The sequence below is a fragment of the Desulfoluna sp. CLI2B genome, assembly GCF_056847375.1.
Map to the genome: position 1 here is coordinate 384,310 of NZ_CP186557.1, position 22,810 is coordinate 407,119.

The 22,810-nt window shown below is 57.7% G+C and carries 24 protein-coding genes and 3 pseudogenes; 20 read left to right on the forward strand and 7 right to left on the reverse strand.

What is annotated here, in order from left to right; all coding sequences use genetic code 11:
• Nucleotides 1–178 precede the first annotated feature (178 nt).
• From ACOYW2_RS01885 to ACOYW2_RS01900, 4 genes are all read left to right on the forward strand, one after another.
• The gene (locus ACOYW2_RS01885; RefSeq protein WP_180136904.1) at nucleotides 179–457 is read left to right on the forward strand and encodes a PxxKW family cysteine-rich protein; all 279 of its coding nucleotides are present in this window, start codon (nucleotides 179–181) and stop codon (nucleotides 455–457) included.
• 222 nt (nucleotides 458–679) lie between these two features.
• Nucleotides 680–1,009, forward strand: a complete 330-nt coding sequence (locus tag ACOYW2_RS01890; protein ID WP_482769201.1) for a hypothetical protein — start codon at nucleotides 680–682, stop codon at nucleotides 1,007–1,009.
• Entirely contained in the window at nucleotides 897–1,994 is a 1,098-nt protein-coding gene (locus ACOYW2_RS01895) for an aminotransferase class I/II-fold pyridoxal phosphate-dependent enzyme (protein WP_482769202.1), read from the forward strand. Before ACOYW2_RS01890 ends, ACOYW2_RS01895 begins: the two co-directional genes overlap by 113 nt.
• Nucleotides 1,995–2,106: 112 nt before the next feature.
• The gene (locus ACOYW2_RS01900; RefSeq protein ID WP_482769203.1) at nucleotides 2,107–4,002 is read left to right on the forward strand and encodes a chloride channel protein; all 1,896 of its coding nucleotides are present in this window, start codon (nucleotides 2,107–2,109) and stop codon (nucleotides 4,000–4,002) included.
• A 169-nt stretch (nucleotides 4,003–4,171) separates the two neighbouring features.
• Here ACOYW2_RS01900 and ACOYW2_RS01905 read toward each other — a convergent pair whose 3' ends face one another.
• From ACOYW2_RS01905 to ACOYW2_RS01915, 3 genes and pseudogenes are all read right to left on the reverse strand, one after another.
• Nucleotides 4,172–4,831, reverse strand: coding sequence for an HAD family hydrolase (locus ACOYW2_RS01905; RefSeq protein ID WP_482769204.1), 660 nt, complete (start codon nucleotides 4,829–4,831; stop codon nucleotides 4,172–4,174).
• 11 nt (nucleotides 4,832–4,842) lie between these two features.
• Nucleotides 4,843–5,658 carry a tRNA pseudouridine(38-40) synthase TruA gene (gene truA / locus ACOYW2_RS01910; RefSeq protein ID WP_482769205.1) on the reverse strand — a complete coding sequence of 272 codons (816 nt, stop codon included), beginning with the start codon at nucleotides 5,656–5,658 and terminating at the stop codon, nucleotides 4,843–4,845.
• A 1-nt stretch (nucleotide 5,659) separates the two neighbouring features.
• Nucleotides 5,660–5,767 (reverse strand): annotated as a pseudogene (locus ACOYW2_RS01915) (dual CXXC motif small (seleno)protein); the annotation flags it as partial.
• Between the two features lie 232 nt (nucleotides 5,768–5,999).
• Here ACOYW2_RS01915 and ACOYW2_RS01920 point away from each other — a divergent pair.
• Both ACOYW2_RS01920 and ACOYW2_RS01925 read left to right on the forward strand, forming a co-directional pair.
• Nucleotides 6,000–6,743, forward strand: a complete 744-nt coding sequence (locus ACOYW2_RS01920) for a pseudouridine synthase (protein WP_482421476.1) — start codon at nucleotides 6,000–6,002, stop codon at nucleotides 6,741–6,743.
• Nucleotides 6,740–7,348, forward strand: coding sequence for a hypothetical protein (locus ACOYW2_RS01925; RefSeq protein ID WP_482769206.1), 609 nt, complete (start codon nucleotides 6,740–6,742; stop codon nucleotides 7,346–7,348). The genes ACOYW2_RS01920 and ACOYW2_RS01925 overlap by 4 nt, the downstream gene beginning before the upstream one ends.
• Before the next feature lie 142 nt (nucleotides 7,349–7,490).
• Here the strand turns inward: ACOYW2_RS01925 and ACOYW2_RS01930 are convergent, their stop codons facing one another.
• The 4 genes and pseudogenes from ACOYW2_RS01930 to ACOYW2_RS01945 all read right to left on the reverse strand — a co-directional run.
• The gene (locus ACOYW2_RS01930) at nucleotides 7,491–8,492 is read right to left on the reverse strand and encodes a bifunctional folylpolyglutamate synthase/dihydrofolate synthase (protein WP_482769207.1); all 1,002 of its coding nucleotides are present in this window, start codon (nucleotides 8,490–8,492) and stop codon (nucleotides 7,491–7,493) included.
• Complete coding sequence (locus tag ACOYW2_RS01935) at nucleotides 8,410–8,775, reverse strand: hypothetical protein (protein ID WP_482421479.1); 366 nt, start codon at nucleotides 8,773–8,775, stop codon at nucleotides 8,410–8,412. Before ACOYW2_RS01935 ends, ACOYW2_RS01930 begins: the two co-directional genes overlap by 83 nt.
• Nucleotides 8,776–8,897: 122 nt before the next feature.
• Nucleotides 8,898–9,095 carry a 30S ribosomal protein S21 gene (gene rpsU, locus ACOYW2_RS01940; protein WP_092207517.1) on the reverse strand — a complete coding sequence of 66 codons (198 nt, stop codon included), beginning with the start codon at nucleotides 9,093–9,095 and terminating at the stop codon, nucleotides 8,898–8,900.
• Between the two features lie 194 nt (nucleotides 9,096–9,289).
• Nucleotides 9,290–9,952, reverse strand: a pseudogene (locus tag ACOYW2_RS01945) (adenylate kinase); the annotation flags it as partial.
• Between the two features lie 428 nt (nucleotides 9,953–10,380).
• Here ACOYW2_RS01945 and coaE point away from each other — a divergent pair.
• The 14 genes and pseudogenes from coaE to rseP all read left to right on the forward strand — a co-directional run bounded on the left by coaE (nucleotide 10,381) and on the right by rseP (nucleotide 22,638).
• A complete protein-coding gene (gene coaE, locus ACOYW2_RS01950) occupies nucleotides 10,381–11,019 on the forward strand; it encodes a dephospho-CoA kinase (RefSeq protein WP_482769208.1) in 639 nt (212 codons plus the stop codon).
• A 327-nt stretch (nucleotides 11,020–11,346) separates the two neighbouring features.
• Complete coding sequence (gene rho, locus ACOYW2_RS01955) at nucleotides 11,347–12,594, forward strand: transcription termination factor Rho (RefSeq protein ID WP_180136896.1); 1,248 nt, start codon at nucleotides 11,347–11,349, stop codon at nucleotides 12,592–12,594.
• A 98-nt stretch (nucleotides 12,595–12,692) separates the two neighbouring features.
• Nucleotides 12,693–12,914, forward strand: coding sequence for a 50S ribosomal protein L31 (rpmE, locus tag ACOYW2_RS01960; RefSeq protein WP_180136895.1), 222 nt, complete (start codon nucleotides 12,693–12,695; stop codon nucleotides 12,912–12,914).
• Nucleotides 12,915–13,080: 166 nt separating this feature from the next.
• Nucleotides 13,081–13,395 carry a PCRF domain-containing protein gene (locus ACOYW2_RS01965; RefSeq protein WP_482769209.1) on the forward strand — a complete coding sequence of 105 codons (315 nt, stop codon included), beginning with the start codon at nucleotides 13,081–13,083 and terminating at the stop codon, nucleotides 13,393–13,395.
• Between the two features lie 13 nt (nucleotides 13,396–13,408).
• Nucleotides 13,409–14,143 (forward strand): annotated as a pseudogene (gene prfA / locus ACOYW2_RS01970) (peptide chain release factor 1).
• Nucleotides 14,127–15,023 (forward strand): peptide chain release factor N(5)-glutamine methyltransferase, encoded by an 897-nt coding sequence (gene prmC, locus ACOYW2_RS01975; RefSeq protein ID WP_482769210.1) that lies wholly within the window; start codon nucleotides 14,127–14,129, stop codon nucleotides 15,021–15,023. Before prfA ends, prmC begins: the two are co-directional and overlap by 17 nt.
• Before the next feature lie 532 nt (nucleotides 15,024–15,555).
• Complete coding sequence (gene rpsB, locus ACOYW2_RS01980; RefSeq protein ID WP_180136892.1) at nucleotides 15,556–16,416, forward strand: 30S ribosomal protein S2; 861 nt, start codon at nucleotides 15,556–15,558, stop codon at nucleotides 16,414–16,416.
• A 2-nt stretch (nucleotides 16,417–16,418) separates the two neighbouring features.
• Nucleotides 16,419–17,015, forward strand: a complete 597-nt coding sequence (gene tsf / locus ACOYW2_RS01985; protein ID WP_180136891.1) for a translation elongation factor Ts — start codon at nucleotides 16,419–16,421, stop codon at nucleotides 17,013–17,015.
• Entirely contained in the window at nucleotides 17,016–17,741 is a 726-nt protein-coding gene (gene pyrH / locus ACOYW2_RS01990; protein WP_180136890.1) for a UMP kinase, read from the forward strand.
• 177 nt (nucleotides 17,742–17,918) lie between these two features.
• Complete coding sequence (gene frr / locus ACOYW2_RS01995) at nucleotides 17,919–18,476, forward strand: ribosome recycling factor (protein ID WP_180136889.1); 558 nt, start codon at nucleotides 17,919–17,921, stop codon at nucleotides 18,474–18,476.
• Complete coding sequence (locus tag ACOYW2_RS02000) at nucleotides 18,476–19,216, forward strand: isoprenyl transferase (protein WP_482414987.1); 741 nt, start codon at nucleotides 18,476–18,478, stop codon at nucleotides 19,214–19,216. The genes frr and ACOYW2_RS02000 overlap by 1 nt, the downstream gene beginning before the upstream one ends.
• Nucleotides 19,217–19,314: 98 nt before the next feature.
• Nucleotides 19,315–20,127 (forward strand): phosphatidate cytidylyltransferase, encoded by an 813-nt coding sequence (locus ACOYW2_RS02005; RefSeq protein WP_180136888.1) that lies wholly within the window; start codon nucleotides 19,315–19,317, stop codon nucleotides 20,125–20,127.
• A gap of 11 nt (nucleotides 20,128–20,138) precedes the next feature.
• A complete protein-coding gene (locus ACOYW2_RS02010) occupies nucleotides 20,139–21,293 on the forward strand; it encodes a 1-deoxy-D-xylulose-5-phosphate reductoisomerase (RefSeq protein WP_482769211.1) in 1,155 nt (384 codons plus the stop codon).
• 25 nt (nucleotides 21,294–21,318) lie between these two features.
• Nucleotides 21,319–22,638 (forward strand): RIP metalloprotease RseP, encoded by a 1,320-nt coding sequence (gene rseP, locus ACOYW2_RS02015; protein ID WP_482769212.1) that lies wholly within the window; start codon nucleotides 21,319–21,321, stop codon nucleotides 22,636–22,638.
• Nucleotides 22,639–22,810: the final 172 nt, after the last annotated feature.

Consider the following 22,810-nt stretch of genomic DNA (forward strand, 5'->3'; position numbering starts at 1 on the left):
GCCGGGGAACAAGCATCGGCGCAGGGGCAGGGGCGGTGCCTTTTTTTAAAAGCCCCCATGAATTTGAATTTGACAAATGGGGCTGAGTTCTTTTATAAATATTTGGTTTAATTTTGATCTATTGAGATACCATGAGTCGGCCCCAGGGCCAAAATCTGTGATATGGAGAGTATATCCAATGATTTGTACAACAGTTCGAAACGGCAGCGATTGCCCTTTCATGACCAAAAGCGGTTGCTCCTACGAGGGCGGCGTCTGCAAACCCATTATCGAAAAGTGCGAAGGCTGCGGCCGCATCGGTGAGTTCGCCTCCGAAAAATACTGCACGTCTGCACCCGATCCCGATGCACGCTGGAAAAACGGCAACTGCAACCTTGCCACCCACGTGAAGAACGTGATCGTTGAGAAGAAGCAGAAGATCAACCCCATCAAAGCTTCAAAGCGTGGGGGAAGATAGCGTATCGAGTCGATGCAGAGCCGATCATAGATGCGCCTTTTCGGACGATTCAAAAGCCCCCGCCTTTTCACCTTTGTGGTACAACGACGGGGGTTTTTTTATCTTTTGGTTATTGCCTGGAGAATAGGGGCGGCACCTTGCCGCATGACACGTATATGATGAAGATGTGGCTGGCCCACATCGGAAGTGTCGAACCGACACAGATTTGAAGGAGCCTGATCCATGAACGAAATCGCCAGACAGCTGAATGAGGAAATCGCCCAGGGTAATGGTTATCTGATGGAGATGTTGTCAGAGGTTGGTAAAAATCTCTTTTTTCCTAAAGGGATCTTGAGCCAGTCCGCTGAAGCAAAACAAAAAGCGCACCGGATCAACGCCACCATCGGCATTGCCAAGGAAGAGGGCGGCATCATGCGTCTTCCGTCCGTCATGGGCGAAGGTGACCGAGGGGCTGGCACCGGAAAACAGCCTGACCTACGCCCCCTCATTCGGTATCCCCGGACTCCGCGCCGCCTGGAAAGAAGCGATGTACGAGAAGAACCCCTCCCTTGACGGTGCAGAGGTGAGCCTGCCCGTTGTGACCTGCGGCATCACCCAGGCCATCAGCGTCATGGCCGATGTCTGGGTCGACCCCGGCGACGCGGTGATCCTGCCGGACATGATGTGGGGCAACTACAACCTGATCCTCTCGGTTCGCAAAGGCGCCACCTTGTCCAAGTACAACCTCTTTACCGAAGCCGGCGGCTTTGACCTGGCCGCCTTTGAGGCCAAGGTGAAGGAAGAGGCGGCGGCTCGCGACAAGATCATCGTGCTCCTCAACTTTCCCCAGAACCCCACCGGGTATACGGTGACCAATGCCGAGGCAGCCAGGATCGCAGACATCCTCGAAGAGGTGGCCAAGGGCGGGACCAACGTCATCGCCGTCACCGACGACGCCTACTTTGGTCTGTTCTACGAAGAAGACGTCCTCAAGGAGTCCATCTTCTCCCTCATCAGCGGTCGCCACGAGCGCCTCATGGCCATCAAGATGGACGGGGCCACCAAGGAAGATTATGTCTGGGGCCTTCGCGTGGGCTTTCTCACCTACGGCATTCCCGCCTGCGACAACCAGGCCGGCGTCTACGACGCCCTGGAGAGGAAAACCGCCGGTGCGGTTCGCGGCAGCGTCTCCAACGCCTCGCACCTGAGCCAGTCCATTGTCCTGAAGGCCATGCAGACCGAAGGCTACGCCGAGTCCAAGGACGCCAAGGGCGAGATCCTCAAGGCCCGCGCCAACAAGGTGGCCGAGGTGTCCCGCGATGCGAAGTACGCCGACGCCTGGAGCGTCTACCCCTTTAACTCGGGCTACTTCATGTGCATCCGTCTTAAAAATACCGATGCCGAAACCCTGAGACTCCATCTCCTGGATACCTACGGGGTTGGCCTCATCTCCCTGGGGGCCACCGACCTGCGTGTGGCGTTCTCCTGCATTGAGATCGAGGACGTTCGCGAGCTCTTCGACACCATTTACAAAGGTGTCCAGGACCTGGCGGGCTAACCGGTTCGTTTGTTGCACCCGGGCCTGACCTCGCGTCCGGCCCGGGCTTTTAAGTGCCCTGCAGACTCTCTGCTGTGCGGGGCGGCACATGTGATTGCCCATTGGAGTTTATATGGTCTTGTTGACCAAAGGCGCACGGGGTCGGAAAGGGATCTACAACGCCGGCAAGTGGTTTTCCTACTTTTTGATCATTGGCCTCATTGCCGGGTGCGGATCTGTCCTTTTTCACTACCTGTGCCAGCTGGGAATCCACTATTTTATGGATTTCATGGCAGGGTACCGTCCCACGCCTCCCGCCGGAGAGCACCATCTCCTCGAACCCACCACCCGTCCTTTCAATCGGTGGATCCTCCTGTTTCTTCCCGCCCTGGGCGGTCTCGTCAGCGGCTGGCTGGTCTACACCTTTGCCCCGGAGGCCGAAGGCCACGGCACCGATGCAGCCATCGACGCCTACCACAACAAGGGCGGCTTCATCCGGAGCCGGGTGCCCATCATCAAAACCATTGCCTCCACCATCACCCTGACCACGGGTGGGTCCGGTGGCCGGGAAGGCCCCATCGCCCAGATCGGGGCGGGCTTTGCCTCCTTTCTGGCCACGCGTTTAAATCTGTCGGACCGGGAACGCCGCATCATGATGGCCGCGGGCATCGGTGCAGGGGTGGGGAGTATCTTCCGTGCGCCCCTGGCAGGGGCTCTGTTTGCTTCGGAGGTGCTCTACCGGGACCCTGAGTTCGAGTCCGATGTGATTATTCCTGCGGGGATCTCCTCGGTGGTGGCCTACTGCGTCTACTGCCTGGTTTATGGCTGGGGGTCGCTCTTTGAGTCCCCGGATTTTCTCTTCCGAAACCCCCTGGAGCTCGGGCCCTACCTGGTCCTGGCCGGGGTGCTGGTGGCCACGGGCTGGTTTTACGTGAAGGTGTTCTACGGCACGGAAAAGGTGTTCAAGAACCTCACCGGGGTGCCCAACCACCTGAAGCCTGCCATGGGCGGGCTCTGCACGGGCATCATCGGGTTTTTCTTTTCCCATACCCTGGCCTTCGGCTACGGGTTTATCCAGACAGCCCTCACCACGGGGCTGCCCATCACCATGCTGCTCACCCTTGCCATCGGCAAGATCTTCACCACCTCCTTTTCCATCGGATCCGGGGGTAGCGGCGGGGTCTTCGGTCCGTCGGTGGTCATCGGCGGGGCCATGGGCGGCGTGGTGGGCCAGATTTTTCACCAGATCATGCCGGGTGTTGTCACGGCCCCCGGGGCCTTTATCATCGTGGGCATGGCCGGTTTTTTTACGGCTGTCTCCAACACCCCCATCTCCACCATTATCTTCGTCAGCGAGATGACCAACTCGTACCATCTCCTGCTGCCGAGTCTCATGGTCTGCTCCATCTGTTTTCTCATGGGCCAGAAGTTCACCATCTTTGAAAATCAGGTGAAGACCAAGGTGGATTCCCCGGCCCATGCCGGTGAGTTCATGGTGGATATTCTCCAGAAGCTTCGGGTAAAGGACCTCATGCCTGCGGTAAAGCAGGTGCCCCACGTCCATGAAGAGATGGGCTTTCTTGCCTTCAAGCGGTTCTTTTCGGAGACCAAGCAGCACTACTTTCCCGTGATGAACAAAGAAGAGCGCCTGGTGGGCATCTTTTCGTCCACAGACATCCGGAGTGTGATTTTTCTTCAAGAGGTGGAGCACCTCATTGTGATGCGGGACATCGCCACCACCGAGATTATCACCACCACCCCGTCCGAAGATTTAAACGCGGTGCTCCAGAAGTTTACTCAGAAGAATATCGACAGCCTGCCCGTGGTGCAGGAGCATGACGCGGGCATCCTCATCGGCATGCTGGATCGTCGCGCGGCCCGCCATTGCCACGACAACCGCCCAGGCAGACGGAGAAACCACCAGGGGCTAAAGCCCCTGGGGATTGCGAATGCTCCTTGGGCTCGTTCCTCGCCCGCGTCGCATTCGCGTACGGGCTGCGCCCGTGGGAAAACGTTGGGTGACGGATAAAAAAAAGGGAGATCACGTCGCTGTGACGTGATCTCCCTTCTTTATTTGTAAGCCACGGGCGTCAGCCCGTCAGTGAATGTGATGAGCCTGAGGCACGAAGGCGAAAGAGCATTCGCGAACCTGGGGTCCAGGGGCTTAGCCCCTGGCCGCCGGAGGCATCGCTTTTGTCTTACAGCAGGTCGAGCAGCTCCAGGGGGTGGTTGATGAGGTGCTTGGCGCCGCTCTCTTCGAGCTCTTTTTGCTCGCGGAAGCCCCAGAGGACGCCCACAGGGACCATGCCGGCGCCCACGGCGGTTTTCATGTCCACGGCGGTGTCGCCCAGGTAGAGCATCTCTTCGCCTTTGATGCCGGTGGTCTCAAGGATCTCCAGGGCCCCTGCGGGGTCGGGCTTTCTGGGGACGCTTTCCCGGGCGCCCAGGACCTGATCAAAGGTCCAGTGGGGCATGATGTCGGCGACGCACTCCCCGGCGGATTCGTGGGGCTTGTTGGTGAGGACAAAGAGTTTGATGCCTTTATCCGCAAGGGCGGTGAGGAGCTCGGGGATCCCGTCGTAGGGATGGGCGATGGTGCCGGTGAGCTTGTGGTAGACCGAGAGGAAACGCTCCAGCAGGGGCTCGAATTTGTCGGGGTCGGCTGTGACCTCTTTGGGGGCGGCCCGCTCCACCAGGACCCTAGCCCCGTGGCCTGCAAAGTACTTGAAGGCGTCTTCGGGGTGGGTGGGGTAGCCGAAGGCCTCCAGGGTGCGGTTGGTGGCGGTGGCGATCTCTTCCAGGGAGTCGATGAGGGTGCCGTCCAGGTCGAAGACGACCCCTTTGATATGTGTTGTCATGAATGGTTCTCCTAACAGGGGCCGAGCCAGAGGCCGGCGGGGTAGAGGGGGGAGTCGGTGAACTCTCTCGGTGTGTGGGGCGTGTCTTCATACGCCACGGATACGAGGAACAGGCCCCGGGAAGGGGCGGTGGCACCGGCGTGTTGTCTGTTGCAGGATGCAAGGATTTCCCTGAATCTGTCCGGGGTGGTGCGGGAGAGTCCCACATCCACCAGGGTGCCCACCAGGTTCCGCACCATGAATTTTAAAAACCCGCTGCCGCAGAAGGTGATGGTGATAAGCCCCTGGCCGTGGTCGTGGACGCAGGCCTCAAAGAGGGTGCGCACGGTGGTGGCCCGGGGGCTTCCTGTGCCTTCGAAGGCTTTGAAATCATGGGTGCCCGCAAGGCATGCTGCCGCCTGCTGCATGGCCGGTATATCCAGCGGATTCCGGATGTGCCAGAAGGTGTCGGCGCTTACGGCCGGGGCCACCGGGCGATTGATGATGCGGTAGGTGTAGCGCTTGCGCCGGGCGTTGAACCGGGCGTGGAAGGAATCGTCTACCTTTTCGCATGCGTGAATGGTGATGGTCTCCGGGAGCATGCTGTTGAGGGCGTCCTGGAACTTTTCAGCGGATATGGCGGTGTCTGCCTTGAAATGGGCCACCTGGGCCACGGCATGGACGCCGGCGTCCGTGCGACCTGAGGCGATGACGGTGACGGGTCGGGTGACCATGCGCGTCAGGGCCTTTTGGATCGCCTCCTGCACCGTGGGCTGGTCGGGTTGGATCTGCCAGCCGGCGTAGGGCGTTCCGTGGTATCCGATGGTCAGTTTGAAGGTGGTTTCCATATCAGATGCGGTTGATGGGCACGCAGGCCATTTTCCGTTCAAAGGCTTCGTCGATGAGTTCCTTGAGCCGTTCGGGGCGATAGCTTGTGTTGCAGGACCTGCAACGAAAGGTGACGCGGGTTCAGGACCGCTGCACCTCAAGGGGGCTTCCGCATTCGGGGCACTCACCGTGGGTGTCGGTTTGATTGAACATTTCAGAGGTTTCCTGTACATAGGGTAAGGGGCGCGCCGCAGTCAAGGCGCGGCCCCGATTTTTTGGGCCGCAAAGCGGCCCGGTGATCGCCATAGGTATATAGAAGAAACGGAGCGGATTCAACCGCTCTTTGGAAGGAGAAGGGGTTGTGACTGAAATTGAGGGGGTGCGCCTCCAGAAATACCTGGCCCATGCAGGGGTCTGTTCCAGGCGGGCTGCCGAAACCCTGATCAAGGAGGGGGCAGTGACCGTGAACGACCGGGTGGTGACGGAGCTGGGGTCCCGGGTGGATCCGGCAAAGGACCGGGTCTGCGTGAAGGGCCAGGCGGTTCGCACCGAAGAAAAACGGGTCTACCTTGCCCTGCACAAGCCCGTGGGGGTGATCACCTCCTGCAACCATGGGGATGCCAGGGTGGTGACGGACCTGGTGGACGTGCCGGAGCGGGTGTTTCCCGTGGGGCGGCTGGACCGGGATTCGTCGGGGCTCCTTATCCTCACCAACGACGGCAGGATTCACCACCGGCTCTCCCACCCCTCCTTTGACCATGAAAAAGAGTACCGGGTGCGGGTGTCAACCGAGATTTCGTCCTCGGAGCTGTCCCGCATGGAAAAGGGGATACGCCTGAAAGAAGGCATGACCCGGCCCTGCAGGATCCGCCGGGAGGACAGGGACCGTTACACCATTGTGCTCAAAGAGGGTAAGAATCGCCAGATCCGGCGCATGGCGCAAAGCGTGGGCCATGAGGTGGTGACCCTGAAGCGGGTACGCATGGCCAATATCCGGCTTGGGCAGTTGAAGCCCGGACAGTGGCGCCATCTCTCGGAAGGGGAGGTGGCCGAGCTCTTGAAGCGAACCGGGGTAGAGGCCGGTAAAGGGAGGCGACGCAGGTGATGGGCTTGTTTGGGCGCAGCACAGGATACAGGTATACGCCCCTGGGTGAGTTTTACTGCCCGGGATGCCGCCAGACCTCAGAGTGTCAGTCAATGGAAACCCTTACGGTGATCCGGCTGCTGGGGGTGCCTGTGCGCACACGTTCCGAAGATGCCGGCCTGGTGCGCTGCCTTCGGTGCGGCGGGGTCTTTGACCGGAATGTGACAGCCCATAGCCCCACGGTGACCCGTGACGGGTTGAAGCCCGCGCTTTTGGCTGTGGTGCTGGCGATGATGGATGCCCATGGGGAGGGGAACTGCTCGAAAGGAGCCGTTGACTCTCAGTTCATTGAGGACGTGACTGGGGTTGTTATGGATGCCGATGCCATGGCTCGGGAGACGCGTCGTTATGAAGCCGACCCCGATGCACTGGGAGAGCGTCTGAAGCGTATCGCTCCGTATCTTGCCAACGCCGAGAAACGGATGCTCCTTGAGTCGGCCCATCGTGCGGCCCAGGCAATGGGGTATGTGTCCGGTCAGGCGGCCCTGTTGCAGCGCATCGCCTCTCTCCTTGAGGTCCCCGATTCCCTGGTCCGGGCAGCGTACGATGCGGCCTCCGGCTCGTGAGCGAAGCGAAGTTACCTGCCTTGTTTCTCTGTTCCTTTAGAAGGCGCGCATGGCAGTCATAAAAAAAAGGACACCCCCAGGCGGGGTGTCCTTTTTTGGTTTGGTGCGAGAAGCAGGCGTTCAGGCTCGGCCTTGGTAAGGCTTACCGGCTCGTAAGAGCGGCCCGGGCTTCTCCGGCCACGTAGAGGGATCCGGCCACGAGGACCAGTTCGTCCTGCCGGGCTGTGGAGCGGGCGGACTGGATGGCCTGCGCGATGTCGGGGATAACCGAGACGTCGCGGACGTATTTGGACGCAGCGGCCCGCATGGCTTCCGGGTCGATGCTTCGGTCGGTCTTGGCCTTGACGAGGATGACGCGCCTGCAGAAGGGCAGCAGGTTGGCAAACATCTTGGGATAGGCTTTGTCGTCGAGGATGCCTGTGACCAGGGTGATGTCCCGGCCCCGCTGCTCGTCTTCAAGGTACTGGACGAGGACTTTTATGGCTGCAGGGTTGTGCGCCCCGTCAATGATGGTCTCCGGGTTGCCGGCGACCCGCTCGAGGCGTCCGGGCCAGGGGGTGGTGGCCAGGCCCTGGCGAATGGTCTCGTCGGCGATGCGGAATGTGTCCCCTTTTCTCAAGGTGGCACAGGCTGCCACGGCAAGGGCGGCGTTATCCACCTGGTGCCTGCCGAGCAGGGAGGTGGTGAGGTCGCTGATGGAGATGCCGCTGCAACGGCAGCTGAAGCCCTTGTCGGAGCGTCGGGTGTGGATGTCCCGGCCCAGGCGGATCACGGGGGCGTCCAGCTCCCGGGCGGTCTCTTCCACCACGCCGATGGCGCTGGCCTGACGCACGCCCACGATGGCGGGGATGCCCTGCTTGATGATCCCTGCTTTTTCGTAGGCAATTTTGGCGATGGTGTCGCCCAGGTGGTCCTTGTGCTCCAGAGAGACGTTGGTGATGACCGACAGGGCCGGGGTGACGATGTTGGTGGCGTCCAGGCGGCCGCCCATGCCCGTTTCGATGATGGCCACCTCCACCCCTTTTTCGGCGAAGAGATCAAAGGCCATGGCCGTGGTCAGCTCAAAGAAGGTACCGGAGCGTTCTCCGACATTGGCGGCTTCCACCCGGTTGTAGCTGGCCACAACGTCTGCATCGGTGACCATCTCGCCGTCCACCACGATGCGTTCGTTGAACCGGACGAAAGGCGGCAGGAAGTAACGCATACAGGCCGGTACGGTAGCCGGAAAGGGTCAGGATCCGAGATAGATAAGACGCCACGGAACCCTTGCCGTTGGTGCCCGCCACATGGATGACGGTGAATTTTTTCTCCGGGTTGTCCAGGCGTTCAAGGATCCCTTTCATGGTGTCCAGGCCCAGGATGATGCCGAAGCGGCCGAGTTTGTACATGGTGTCGAGACAGCGCTCGTAGTCGGATTGCATTGTCATGGTGGATGTTACTCTGAAGATGTTGGTGGTCTGCCAATACAAAAAACCCGGCTAAATGCAGAAAATGCCTAAGCCGGGCCTTTTGAAAAAGAATCGATAGCGATACAGGAAACTGTCAGGCCTTAGCGGTTGCGGGCACTGGCAATCCTCTGTCGACGCTGCGCTTCGCGCTGCTTGCGGCGTCGGAATTCGCTCGGCTTTTCGTAGCTCTTCTTGAGCTTCAGCCGCTTGAAAAGGCCGTCGTTCTGAATTTTTTTCTTCAGAATACGCATGGCTTTTTCGAGATCGTTATCGAGTACTTTAACTTCGATTTCCTTCAAATATATCGCCCCTTTCTCAACATCAGAGGCCGGTGATCTCTTGCGTTCGGCGTGATGGTTAGTCTGTATACTATTAAAAAGTAAACTCCTGTAAGGATAAAACAAAAAAAAGGTGATGGCAAGAAAAAAATCCGGCCATCACCTTTTCGGTATCTTGCTGTCGGAAAGCCTCGGCCCTGGGCCGTTTGCGTATCCTACAGCTTGGAGATGAGTTCGTCGGTGACGGACTTCATGTCTTTTTCACCGGCCAGGGTGATGTACTTGGTGGCATCGCTCTTGGCGGCAACATCTTTGAAGTAGTAGGCCGCAGCCAGGGTGCCGTCCACTTCGTTGTAGTAGATGGAGTGGCGTTTGTCGATGGCTGCGTCATCCTGGTCGTCGGCGCGGGAGGTGAGGGCCCCGCCGCAGACGCGGCATTTGTCGCCATTGGGCTTGATGGCTTCGATGCCGATGTTGTTGGGATGGTTGGGGTCGTTTTCGCAGAGGCGTCGGCCGGTGATGCGGAGCTTGGCAATCTCTCGGTCCAGGACAATTTCAACCACGTAGTTGAGTTCCATGCCGGCGGCCTTGAGGGATTCATCGAGTTTTTCGGCCTGCACCTTGTTTCTGGGGAACCCGTCCAGGAGCCAGCCGTTGGCGCAGTCGTCCTGCTTGAGGCGATCAAGGATCATGGGGATGGTGATGTCATCGGGTACGAGGTCACCGGCGTCGATGTAGCTTTTTGCTTTTTTGCCGAGTTCGGTACCGCCCTTGATGTTCTCGCGGAAGATGGCGCCGGACTCGATGTGGGCAGCATTGTACTTGTCCTTGAGGATGGATCCCTGGGTGCCTTTTCCGCTTCCGTTGGGGCCGAAATACGTATTTAGTAGAAAATCGCTTCAGTTAAAGGGGTAAACGATAACCATATACAATTTTGGGTGGACAGAGTCGTTGCTTCGCGGCCCTGTCTCCTTTGGTCCGTGCGGGGTGCAAAGAAGGGGTTCCTCGCCTGGCCGGTACGAATTATTAGCCAATGGTTTGGAAAACGGCAACGCCTTTTGGCGGCCGAGCCTGATTGAGGAATCCATTCTTCGATTATTTTTTACATAATCATCAAAAAAGTTTAAGTAATAGAATGTAGGTGGCTTGTCAAGGGGAGGGATACATTGTATGGGAGGATGGGGGCTGATTCAGGGCGAATTTTCAATGACGTCCTGGGTGTGGTGTTGCGCAGAGAGTTCCCTGTGGTGTGGGGTGTTGCGAGTTTTTTTTTTGACGTATTGGGGCGCCTTTGGGGCTCTGATTGATGGCCCGACGCGCTGGCGCCGGGTGGAAGGATGATGCGGGGATGGTCAAGGTTGGGTTGACCGGGGGGGCTGCCTCCGGAAAAACGACGGTATGTCGCCTGTTCAGGGAAAAGGGTGTGGCGGTGTCCATTGCCGATGAGCTGGCGCGGGAAGCCGTGAGTCCGGGAAGTCCGGGGTTTGATGCGGTGGTGGCCTGGTTTGGTGACGGTGTGGTCGGGGAGGACGGCGGCCTGGATCGCCCCGCGTTGAGGCGGCAGTTGATTTCCGACCCTGAGGCGCGCCGCGTTTTGGAGTCCATTGTGCAGCCCGAGGTCATTCGCCTGATGAAGGTGTTTCTTGAAAGGGAAGAGGCGTCGGGGGCGGTGATGGCTGTGTGCGAGGTGCCCCTGCTTTTCGAATTGAACCTTGAGGCCATGTTTGATGTGACCCTCCATGTGGGGGTGGATCGCGCCACCCAGTGCGCCCGGTTGATGGAGCGGGATGGCGTTGCCGAAGCGGAGGCCATGCGGCTTCTGGATCTTCAGTTGCCCGATGGCGACAAGCGGGATCGGGCTGATCTGGTGATTGAAAATATGCGGGGGCTTTCTGAATTGAAAGGGGCATTTTATAAGGTGTTTGAAAAAATTGTAAAAAAATGAGGTGCCCATTTATAAGTCCTTGACATGCCGCGCGCGGGATTGTATCTAACCAATAAAACCGCTCTTTTTGTTATTACCAACGTCATGATCCTTATAGGACCTGCAGAACAGACACTCACCTTACAGAAATCATGGTAAAAAATCTGTAACACATCCCGGCCTCACAGGTGACCTGTGTGGCACGATGTGCCTTCCGAAGGGGCCTTTTTATGTTTTCCATTGCGGGTAATACGGAAGGAGTGGGTATTATTGCACCGAATCAATACGGATTGGGACGACGCTGATTGTTGTTCTGGATGAGCATATAAACATGTGGGGAAACTGTTGATGAACATTGTTGAATTGAAAGCGATGCGGATTGAAGAGCTGGCCAAGATGGCGCGGAGTCTCAATATAGAGGGCGCCGGCGGTCTTCCCAAGCAGGAGCTCATTTTTATGCTGCTCCAGGCCCAGATTGAGCGGGAGGGTCAGATTTACGGGGAGGGTACCCTGGAGGTGCTTCCCGACGGGTTCGGTTTTCTTCGGTCTCCGGATTGCAACTACCTGCCCGGGCCCGATGATATCTACGTTTCCCCTTCTCAGATTCGCAGATTCAACCTCAAGACCGGGGACACGGTTTCCGGTCAGATTCGCCAGCCCAAGGAGTCTGAGCGCTACTTCGCCCTCCTGAAGGTGCAGGCGGTCAACTATGAAGACCCCGATGTGGCGCGTGAAAAGATCTTCTTTGACAACCTCACGCCCCTTTACCCCGAAGTAAAGGTTCAGCTGGAGAATGACAAGGACAACTACTCCACCCGCATCATCGAGCTCATGGCTCCCATCGGCTTTGGCCAGAGGGGGCTCATCGTCTCCCCTCCCCGTTCCGGTAAAACCATGATCCTGCAGACCATCGCCAACAGCATGATCAAGAGTCATCCCAATATTGTTCCCTTTATCCTTCTTATTGACGAACGGCCCGAGGAAGTGACCGACATGGCTCGCTCCGTCAAGGCTGAAGTCATCAGCTCTACCTTTGACGAGCCCGCCGAACGTCACGTTCAGGTGGCTGAGATGGTCATCGAGAAGGCCAAGCGCCTTGTGGAGCACAAAAAAGATGTCGTGATCCTTCTGGACAGTATCACCCGTCTGGCCCGTGCCTACAACTCGGTGATGCCTCCGTCGGGCAAGATCCTCTCCGGTGGTGTGGACTCCAACGCCCTGCACCGTCCCAAGCGTTTCTTCGGCGCGGCCCGAAACGTGGAAGAGGGCGGCAGCCTTACCATCATCGCCACGGCGCTTATCGATACAGGCAGCCGCATGGACGAGGTGATCTTCGAGGAATTCAAAGGAACCGGCAACATGGAGCTGGTTCTTGATCGCAAGTTGGCTGATCGCCGCATGTTCCCTGCCATTGACATCAAAAAGTCCGGTACCCGAAAAGAGGAGCTTCTCGTTGAGAAGGGCCAGCTCGACAGGATCTGGATCCTGCGCAAGCTCTTGGCATCCCTCAACACCGTGGACAGCATGGGCTTTTTGCTTGACAAGATTAGTGGAACTAAGGATAATATGGAGTTTCTTGATTCCATGAATTCATGATACCACCGCTGCCTATCATCGGCAGCGTAAGGCGGCCCTTCGGGGTTCCCCTCAGGTGGTATGTTTTCATATATTTATCTTTTAAGGAGTTTTACCTCATGAAAAAGGGCATTCATCCCGAATACAAAGCAGCCACTGCCACCTGCGCATGCGGCAACGTCATGACCGTGGGTTCTACCCGCGAAGAGATCAAGGTGGAAATCTGCTCAAGCTGCCATCCGTTCTTCACCGGTAAGCAGAAGCTTGTGGATACGGCTGGTCGTATCGATCGTTTCCGTAAGAAATTCGCAAACTTCGATGCCAGCAAGGTTGGCAAGTAAGTATCGCGACGAAATCAAGACCGTATGGCTTGGGAGAAGAAGGGGAATCGGTTTTTACGATTTCCCTTTTTGTCGTCCGGACGGCGGGTCCGGGCAACGACGGTGCGAACACTTCTCTTTGTGTGCCGGTGGCGCATGACAAAGGGGTAATGGGGCAGGCAAGATAATGTTTGGTAAACTCGAAGGTGTGGAAGACCGGTTCATAAAACTGGAGCAGCTTCTCAGCGATCCCGCTGTGGTCAGCGATCGGGTTCAGTATCAGAAGTACATCAAAGAACACGGTGAGATCACCAAGCTGGTGGAAGCGTATCGTCGGTACAAGAAGGTTGTGGCTGAGCTTGAGGAAGCCCGGGAGCTTCTCAACGACGACGATCCCGATATGAAAGAGATGGCCGCAGAAGAGATCGGCCCCCTGGAAGCTCAGGTGGAGGAGATGGAGGAAAAGATTGTACCTCCTGGTTCCCAAGGATCCTCTGGATGAGAAGAGTGTCATCGTGGAGCTTCGCGCCGGTACCGGCGGGGACGAGTCCTCACTGTTTGCCGGGGATCTGTTCAAGATGTACACCCGATATGCCGAAGGCCGGGGTTGGGGTGTGGAGGTCATGGACTCCCACGGATCCGATGTGGGCGGCTACAAGGAAGTCGTCTTTCAGGTGAACGGCAAGGGCGCCTATAGCTCGTTCAAGTATGAGAGCGGGGTTCACAGGGTTCAGCGCGTTCCCGCTACGGAGACCCAGGGGCGTATCCATACCTCTGCCGTGACCGTGGCGGTGCTTCCCGAGGCGGAAGATGTGGAGCTGAAGATCGAGCCCAATGAACTGCGTATCGATATTTTCAGATCCTCCGGCCCCGGCGGTCAGAGCGTCAACACCACGGACTCCGCGGTCCGTATTACGCACCTTCCCAGGTATTACAGCATCCTGTCAGGATGAACCCAGCACAAGAACAAGGACAAGGCCATGAAGGTGCTTCGGTCCCGTATTCTGGATAAGATGATCCAGGAGACGGAAGCCGAACGTTCCGCCGCCAGGAAAGGCCAGATCGGCAGCGGGGACCGCAGTGAGCGTATCCGTACCTACAACTTTCCCCAGGGGCGCATGACCGATCATCGCATCGGGCTGACCCTCTACCGACTGGATGCCATTATGGAAGGGGATATCGAAGAGATCATCGCATCCCTTAGAACCCACGCCCAGGCCCAGGCCCTCCAAAATGAACAAACCCTCTGATTATCTGTTTGAAACCTCCGTCACCATCGCCCAGGTGCTGGCGGAGGCTGCCTGTCTTTTTGAAGATGCCGGGGTGGATGCCCCGAAGCTTGCCGCAGACCTTTTGATGATGCATCACCTCAAGGTGGGGCGTGCCGGTCTTTTGTTGAGAAAAGACGACCCTGCTTCAGCGTCGCTGAAGAAGGGGTACGAAATTCTTGTCCGGAGGCGGCTGGAGCGGGAGCCCATTGCCTATATCATGGGTGAGACCGGGTTCTGGGATCTCGATTTGACGGTCGCCCCCGGGGTGCTGGTGCCTCGGCCCGATACCGAAACCCTGGTGGAAGCGACTCTGGAGGTTTTGCAGGGTGGGGATAAGGGAGTGCAGCGCGTTGTGGATCTGGGGACAGGGTCCGGTGCCATTGCTCTTTCCCTTGCCAAGGCGTGTCCCGAGCACATGGTTTTGGCAACGGACCGTTCCACAACGGCTCTTGGTGTGGCGCGGGAAAATGCCCGGCGTAACGAGCTGGAAGGTCGCGTTTCCTTTATTCAGGGTGTCTGGTTCGCTCCCTTTGCCGAGGCTCCGCTGTTTGATGTGGTGGTCTCCAATCCTCCTTATATTCCCACGGCGGATATCGACCTGCTGGAACCGGAAGTGGCGGTTTTCGAGCCTCGCCTGGCCCTGGACGGCGATGCCGACGGTTTGCGGGATCTCTCCCTGATTATCTCCGGGTGTCGAACGCACCTGAAGCCCGGCGGATGGCTTCTCCTTGAGATGGGCTGGGATCAGCGCGAGGCGGTTCGCGGGCTCCTTGAAGTAGAAGGGATTTTTGATTCCATTCGCTTTTTTGATGACTACGCAGGCAACAACAGGGCGGTGCGTGCTCGTCGCAAGGCTTGATGTCTCTGTGCGGCTTTGAGGGTGTCGGCGTTGTTTCGGCGGGGTATGGAAACGCTTGGCTAAGGTCTGTTTGTCATGCTTTCCAGGGAGGTTTTTTTTGTCGTCCCGCAAAGTTTAAATTTTGGGCAGTTGTCTTTTTTTCTTCCCATGCCGCAGGCGCGGCGTCATTTTTCCGGTCCGAGTGTTCTGGAGGGGCGGTCTTCCTTTACATCTGTTGGGTTCTCGCTGGCCGATGCCGGGGTTTTTTGATGGCTGGTTGGATTGCCCTTGTCATGCGTCTCTGGACCTGTTATGAATGTTAGGATTTATCGATCGAGGCGCATTTTTGCGCCCGACGGTCCGAGCGTGCCCTCCGGGGTGCCAATTTTCAAGCGGCGTCAACAGCCGCTTTTGTTTAATTTGCCCGATTCACGGGCAGATGCATTTTAATGACACACGCCTTCCGACCCGTATCAGGTTCTTTCTCCGTTTTATCGGGGCGAGTTGATTCCGGGGATGACGGGGGCGGTGGAAAAACCAAAGGAGTAAGGATATGTCTTACGTAAGCATGAAAGAGCTTCTCGAAGCCGGATGCCATTTCGGTCACCAGACCAAACGCTGGAACCCGAAGATGAAGCCGTATATTTTCGGCGCCCGCAACGGTATCTACATCATCAACCTTCAGAAGTCCGTCGGGATGTTCAAGAACGCCTACGACTTCGTCGCTGATGTGGCCGCTGCCGGAAAGTCCGTACTTTTCGTGGGCACCAAGAAGCAGGCCCGAGAAGCCATTTACGAAGAAGCCAACCGCGCTGAGATGTTCTACGTGCAGAACCGCTGGCTCGGCGGCATGCTCACCAACTTCCAGACCGTTAAAACCAGCATCGAGCGCCTCAACAAGCTCAATGAGATCCAGAACGACGGAACCATTGAGAGCTACACCAAAAAAGAGCGCCTCAAGCTCGGTAAAGAGCGCGACAAGCTGGAAGCCGTTATCGGCGGTATCAGCTTCATGAACGGCCTTCCCGGTGCCATCGTCATCGTGGACCCCAAGAAAGAGAGCATCGCCGTCAAGGAAGCTCAGCGTCTCAACATTCCCATCGTTGCTCTTGTGGATACCAACTGTGACCCGGATCCCATCGATTACGTGATCCCTGGTAACGATGATGCCATCCGCTCCATTCGTCTGATCACCTCCCGCCTTGCCGATGCCTGCATCGAAGGCCGCAAGCGCTTCAACGAAAAGCGTGCTGCCGCAAGCGACAAAGGCAACGACGAAGTGGAAACCAAGGCAGCAGCTGTTGCCGAGGCCGCTGCAGGTGACGCAGAAGGGCCCGTGGTTGAAGTGATCCGTAAGAAAACCGAGAATGATGCCCCGGCAGCAGACGCCGCGGCCGATAATGCAGGAGAGTAGTCATGGCAGAAATCAGCGCAGCAATGGTAAAAGAACTTCGTGAAAAGACCGGCTCCGGAATCATGGATTGCAAAAAAGCCCTGAAGGAGAGCGACGGCGATGTGGCCAAGGCCCTCGACTTCCTCCGGAAAAAAGGCCTGGCAGCCGCTGCAAAGCGTTCCGCCCGAGCCACTTCCGAAGGCACCGTCATGAGCTACATCCACATGGGCGGTAAAATCGGTGTTATGGTTGAGATCAACTGCGAAACTGACTTCGTTGCCAAAAACGAAGACTTCCAGGCCTTCGCCAAAGACATCGCCATGCACATTGCAGCCGTCAACCCTGCCGGTCTTGCCCCTGAGGACATTTCCGAAGACGTTGTAGCCAAGGAGCGGGAAATTTACCGTGAGCGCGCCCTTGAGCAGGGCAAGCCTGAGAACATCGTGGACAAGATCGTTGAAGGTCAGGTCCAGAAGTTCTACAAGGATTCCTGCCTCATGAGCCAGGCTTACGTAAAGAATCCCCAGATCACCATTGAGGACTATACAAAAGAGGTTATCGGCAAAATGGGCGAGAACATCCGTATCCGCCGTTTCGTCCGTTACCAGTTAGGAGAGTAGATGACAGCGGCGAAGCCTGCCTTCAAGCGTGTTCTTCTTAAATTAAGTGGTGAAGCTCTGATGGGTGATCAGAGCTTCGGTATCAGCCCCGACATGATGAAATACGTCGCCGAAGAGGTGAAGTCGATTCATGAGCTGGGCGTTGAGGTGGCCATTGTCGTTGGCGGCGGTAATATCTTTCGAGGTATCGCCGCAAGCTCCTACGGCATGGACAGGGCACCTGCCGACCATATGGGGATGCTGGCCACCGTCATCAACAGCATCGCCCTTTCCGGTGCCCTTGAAAAGATCGGCATTCCCACCAGGGTCCAGTCCGCCATCAGCATGCATGAGGTGGCCGAACCCTTTATTCTCCGTCGGGCGGTTCGCCACCTGGAGAAGGGACGCGCCGTGATTTTCGCCGCAGGGACGGGCAGTCCCTACTTCACCACCGACACGGCGGCGGTGCTTCGCGCCCAGGAGATCCATGCGGAACTCCTGATGAAGGCCACCAAGGTGGACGGCATCTACGACAAAGATCCTGTCAAGGAGAAGGACGCCACGTTCTTCCCCCGGATCAAGTACATGGAAGTCTTGGAGAAGCAGCTCAATGTCATGGACATGACTGCCATCTCCCTTGCCATGGACAACAACCTGCCCTTGTCGGTGTTCAATCTCTCCGGCAAGGGAAATATTTTCAAAGTGGTCACCGGGGCCAAGGATGTAGGCACCCTGATTGACAACTGATGATCTTACGGGTATGAATGAGATCAGGTTCGCGATACGCGGGCCTGATCTTTTTCTGTTTCAGGGGGAGGCACCGGACCTGAGCTCTGACCGGTCTTTGATCCCTTTTTATCCCCCCCCTTGCCATACCTGATTTTACAACCATCTAATCTTAATGAAGACAGGAAAGGTGACGATATGATCAACGCGCTTCTCGAAGAGACCAGTGAGAGAATGGGCAAAACCATGGACGCTCTTGAAAAAGAGATGGGACGTGTTCGCACCGGTCGCGCCTCGGCCAATATGCTCGACAGCGTGAAGGTGGACTATTACGGTACCCTGACCCCCCTGAACCAGATGGCTTCCGTCTCTGTTCCGGAACCTCGCCTGCTCGTCATTCAGCCCTGGGATGCTACAGCCCTCAAAGAGATCGAAAAGGGTATCCTCAAAGCAAACATCGGCCTGACCCCCTCCAGCGACGGCAAGCTGATCCGCATCTCTGTGCCCCCCCTCACCGAGGAGCGGCGTAAAGAGATCGTCAAGCTTGTGCACAAGACCTGTGAAGACCACAAGGTGGCGGTCCGAAATATCCGGCGCGATTCCAACGAGACCCTGAAAAGCCTGAAGAAGGACGGGGAGATCTCCGAGGACGATCAGTTCAAGGCCCAGGATCAGGTCCAGAAGGTCACCGATGATTTTGTGGGCAAGATCGACGCGGTTTACAAAGACAAAGAAAAAGAGATTCTCGAGGTTTGATGGAACGAGAGCTTCCCGACGGACTGTCAGCAGACCAGCTGCCCGAGCATGTCGCCTTTATCATGGACGGCAACGGCAGGTGGGCCAAAAAGCGGGTGATGAACCGTGTCAAGGGCCATGAAAAGGGCGCGGGCGCGGTTCGTACGGTGGTGGAGAGCTGCACGAAGTTCGGCATCCCCTACCTGACCCTCTATGCGTTTTCCACGGAAAACTGGCAGCGGCCGAAAAAAGAGGTGGATGCCCTTATGGGGCTCCTCACGCGGTTTCTTCGAAACGAGAAAGCGCAGCTCGTCAAAAACGGCGTCCGCCTGACGGCCATCGGTGAGCTTCATCGCCTGCCGGAGGAGGTGCGGCGTGAGCTCGACCTGGCCATGGAGGCAACGCGTCACAACGAGCGCCTGACCCTCTGCCTGGCCCTGAGCTACGGCAGCCGTTCCGAGCTAGTGGCGGCGGTGCAGGGCATCGCCGACGAGGTGAGCCAGGGGCGTCTCCGGGCCGCCGATGTGGATGAAGAGATGGTGTCACAGCATCTGTTTACCCGCGGTATCCCCGATCCCGACCTGGTGATTCGTACCAGCGGGGAGATGCGCCTCAGCAACTTTCTGCTCTGGCAGTGCGCCTACAGCGAGATATTTTTTACCGAGACCCTTTGGCCCGATTTTAATGAATCGGAGTTTGCTTCCATTCTCAAGGATTTCCAGGCGCGTGAGCGCCGCTATGGAAAGGTGCTTCAGTCCTGAGTCGAGAGTGAACAACGTGGGTACCCGAAGGGAGTATCGGCTGCCGCATGCGGCGGGACCGGTCTCCCTTTTGCTGTATTAAAAAGGATGTGAAACCCATGCACCTGAAACGGATTCTTTCAGCGGTTGTCGCGATTCCCCTGCTTTGGCTTTTTATCTTAAAAGGCGGGGCCCTGCTCTTCACACTTCTCATCATGGCCGTGGCCGTGATCGCCCTGTCCGAGTACTACCCCCTGGTGGACGATACAGCCGACCGGTTCGATGCCCTTCCCCTTCTCGGGTACGGTTCCTCCCTTGTCATGGTGGCTTTGGCCCATGGCATGTCCAACCCCTGGGGCGCCCTTTTGGGTGTGGTGTTCCTCAACATCCCCTTGGGCGGCTTTTTCCTTCTCTCCCGGTTCGAGACCGATCCCAAGGTGGTCAAACACCTTTTGACCCACATCTTCGGCCTTTTGTACATTCCCATGATGCTGGCTGCCGTGATGCGACTTCGCCTGGACCCCGAGCACGGGGTGATGTGGATCTTTACCCTGCTTGTGACCGTGGCTGCCTGCGATACCGGCGCCTTTTACGCAGGGACCTTCTTCGGCAAGCGCAAGCTCTGCCCGGCCGTAAGCCCGGGCAAAACCGTGGAGGGGTTCATGGGCGGCATGGCCGGGGCCTTGGTGGCCGGGTTTGTCATGAAGGCTCTTTTCGTCCCCGAACTGGGCTGGCTTGCCTGTTTGCTGCTCTTTCCCCTGGCCGGGGCTGTGGGGCCTCTGGGCGATCTGTTTGAGTCGTCCCTGAAACGTTCGTCCGGCATCAAGGATTCCGGTCAGCTCATTCCGGGCCACGGCGGCCTGCTCGATCGTATCGACGCCCTTCTCTTCGCGGCGCCTCTGTTCTATTTCTTTATGGTGCTTGGCGCCTGAAGGGGAGTCCCATGAAATACCTGACCCTGCTGGGATCTACCGGGTCCATTGGAAAAAACGTCCTCGAGATTGTCCGGATGTATCCGGACCGCTTTGCGGTAAAAACCCTGTGCGCCGCCACCAGTGTGGAGCTGTTGGCGGAGCAGGTCCTTGAGTTCTCGCCGGAGCTTGCCTGCGTCATCGACGAGGCCCACCGGGACCGCCTCAAAGCGCTTCTTCCGCCTTCGTGCGCCACAGAACTTCTCTTCGGGGAGAGCGGGTACAAGGCGGCCGCTTCCTGCGACGGTGTCTCCATGGTGGTTTCCGCCTTTGTGGGGGCTGCAGGCCTTGTGCCTACCCTTGCAGCCATTGAGGCCGGAAAGGCCGTGGCCCTTGCCAACAAGGAGACCCTGGTGACGGCAGGGGACCTGGTCATGCCCCTGGCCGCTGAAAAGGGCGTGCCCATCCTTCCGGTGGACAGCGAGCACAGCGCCATTTTTCAGTGCCTGAACGGTGAGAACCCCCGGGAGGTGAGCAAGTTGATCCTCACGGCCTCAGGAGGGCCGTTTCGCGGCACGCCCAGGGAAGCCATGGGGGATATTTCCCTGGCCCAGGCTTTGAATCACCCCACCTGGAGCATGGGCAAAAAGATCACCATCGATTCGGCCACCCTCATGAACAAGGGTCTGGAAGTTATTGAAGCCCATCATCTTTTTGATGTGGAAGCCCAGCGGATTGAGGTTGTGGTCCATCCCCAGAGTATTGTACATTCCATGGTGGCATATGTGGACGGGGTGGTGATGGCCCAGTTGGGGCAGCCGGACATGAAGGGCGCCATCGCCTATGCCCTGAATTATCCCAGCCGCATGGACATCGGCATGGATCCCCCGGATTTTGCGGCCCTTGCCGCCCTGACCTTTGAAGCACCTGACTTTTCGAAGTTCCGATGCCTGAAGCTCGCCTTTGAGGCGGCAGGTGCTGGCGGGACGATGCCGACGGTTCTAAACGCCGCCAACGAAGTGGCTGTGGCCTCTTTTCTTGAAGAACGCATCGGTTTTCTCGACATTCCCCGCATTATCGAAGCAACCATGGATGCCCACCCCGTGGTCACCCGGCCCTCCCTGGACCATGTCCAGGAGGCCGATGCCTGGGCCCGGCGAAAAGCAACCGAATTTATTTGCCCTTAGCGGCATCAACCATGCAGGACAATTCATGACGACCAACCTTTTTTCCATCATCATTGTATTGGGCGTTCTCGTCTTTTTCCACGAACTGGGGCACTTTCTTGTGGCCCGCCTGTTCGGCGTGGGGGTGGAAAAGTTCTCCCTGGGCTTCGGCCCCCGGATCTTTGGCCGCAAGGTGGGCATGACCGAGTACCTGGTCTCTGCCATTCCCTTAGGGGGATACGTCAAGATGGTGGGGGAGGAACCCGACGCCGAGATTACTGACGAGCAGCGGCACCTCTCCTTTACCCACAAGGCCGTGTGGCAGCGGATGCTCATCGTGGCCGCAGGGCCGGTCTTTAACCTCGTGCTGGCTGTGGTGATTTACACGGGCCTTTTTGGGGTGCATGGGGTCAACGGCCTTGCCCCGGTGGTGGGGCAGGTGGTTGCGGACACCCCGGCGGCCCGGGCGGGTCTGGCCTATGGCGACCGGGTCACAGAGGTGGGCGATGAGCCCGTGACCCTCTGGAGCGATGTGGTGGAGGCCATAGAATCCAGCAGCGGAAAGCCCCTTTTCCTGACCTACGAGCGAGCCGGAGATACCCGCACCGTGGAGCTCACCCCCGAGGCATCCACCTCCCGGAACCTGTTCGGAGAGGAGGTCCCTTCCTGGGCCGTGGGCATCGGTCCTGTCCAGGATCCCATTATCGGAGGGATCCAGAGTGAGTCGCCTGCTGAAAAGGCAGGCCTTAAGGTCAAAGACCGGCTCCTTGCCGTGGATGACACCCCCCTTTCTGTGTGGACCGATGTGGTAACGGCCATTACGGGGAGCAAGGGCAAGGCTGTCACGCTGCGGGTTTTAAGGGATGGCAAAGAGCTTACCGTAAGCCTAACGCCGGAACAGCTCGACGGCAAAGAGGGCGCCTGGCGCATCGGTATCGCTCCGTATTACGAGGTGGTAAACAAGCGACTTGGATTTTTCGGCTGCATCACCGAAGGGGTGGCCAAAACCTGGTTCCTTGGAAAGCTCATGGTGGTGGGCCTTGTAAAGATGGTGAAGGGCAGCATCCCCGCTGATCTGGGCGGCCCCATCATCATCGCCAAGATGGCCGGGGACCAGGCCCGTGTGGGGCTCTCTTCCCTGATCTCTTTTATCGCTTTTATCAGCATCAACCTGGCCATTCTCAACTTTTTGCCCATTCCGGTGCTGGACGGCGGGCATCTTCTCTTTTTTACCATTGAGTGGATCACCGGAAAACCGGTGAACGACAGGATCCGGGAGACGGCCAGCCAGGCCGGGATGTTTCTCCTGCTCTCCCTTATGGTGTACGTCTTTTACAGCGACATCATGAAACTTTTTTTCAAATGATGATACCTGAGGGCGCGCCTTTTCTCGGCAATGCGTCCCATGACGTGTGATATGAAAAGGCCCCGGGAGAGATTCCGGGGCCTTTTTTTGTAAAGAGTGAACAGGGAGAGTGAGTCGTGAATGGTAAATGGTGAATAGAGAGTCCATGCGGTGGGAGGGGATGACAGGCAAA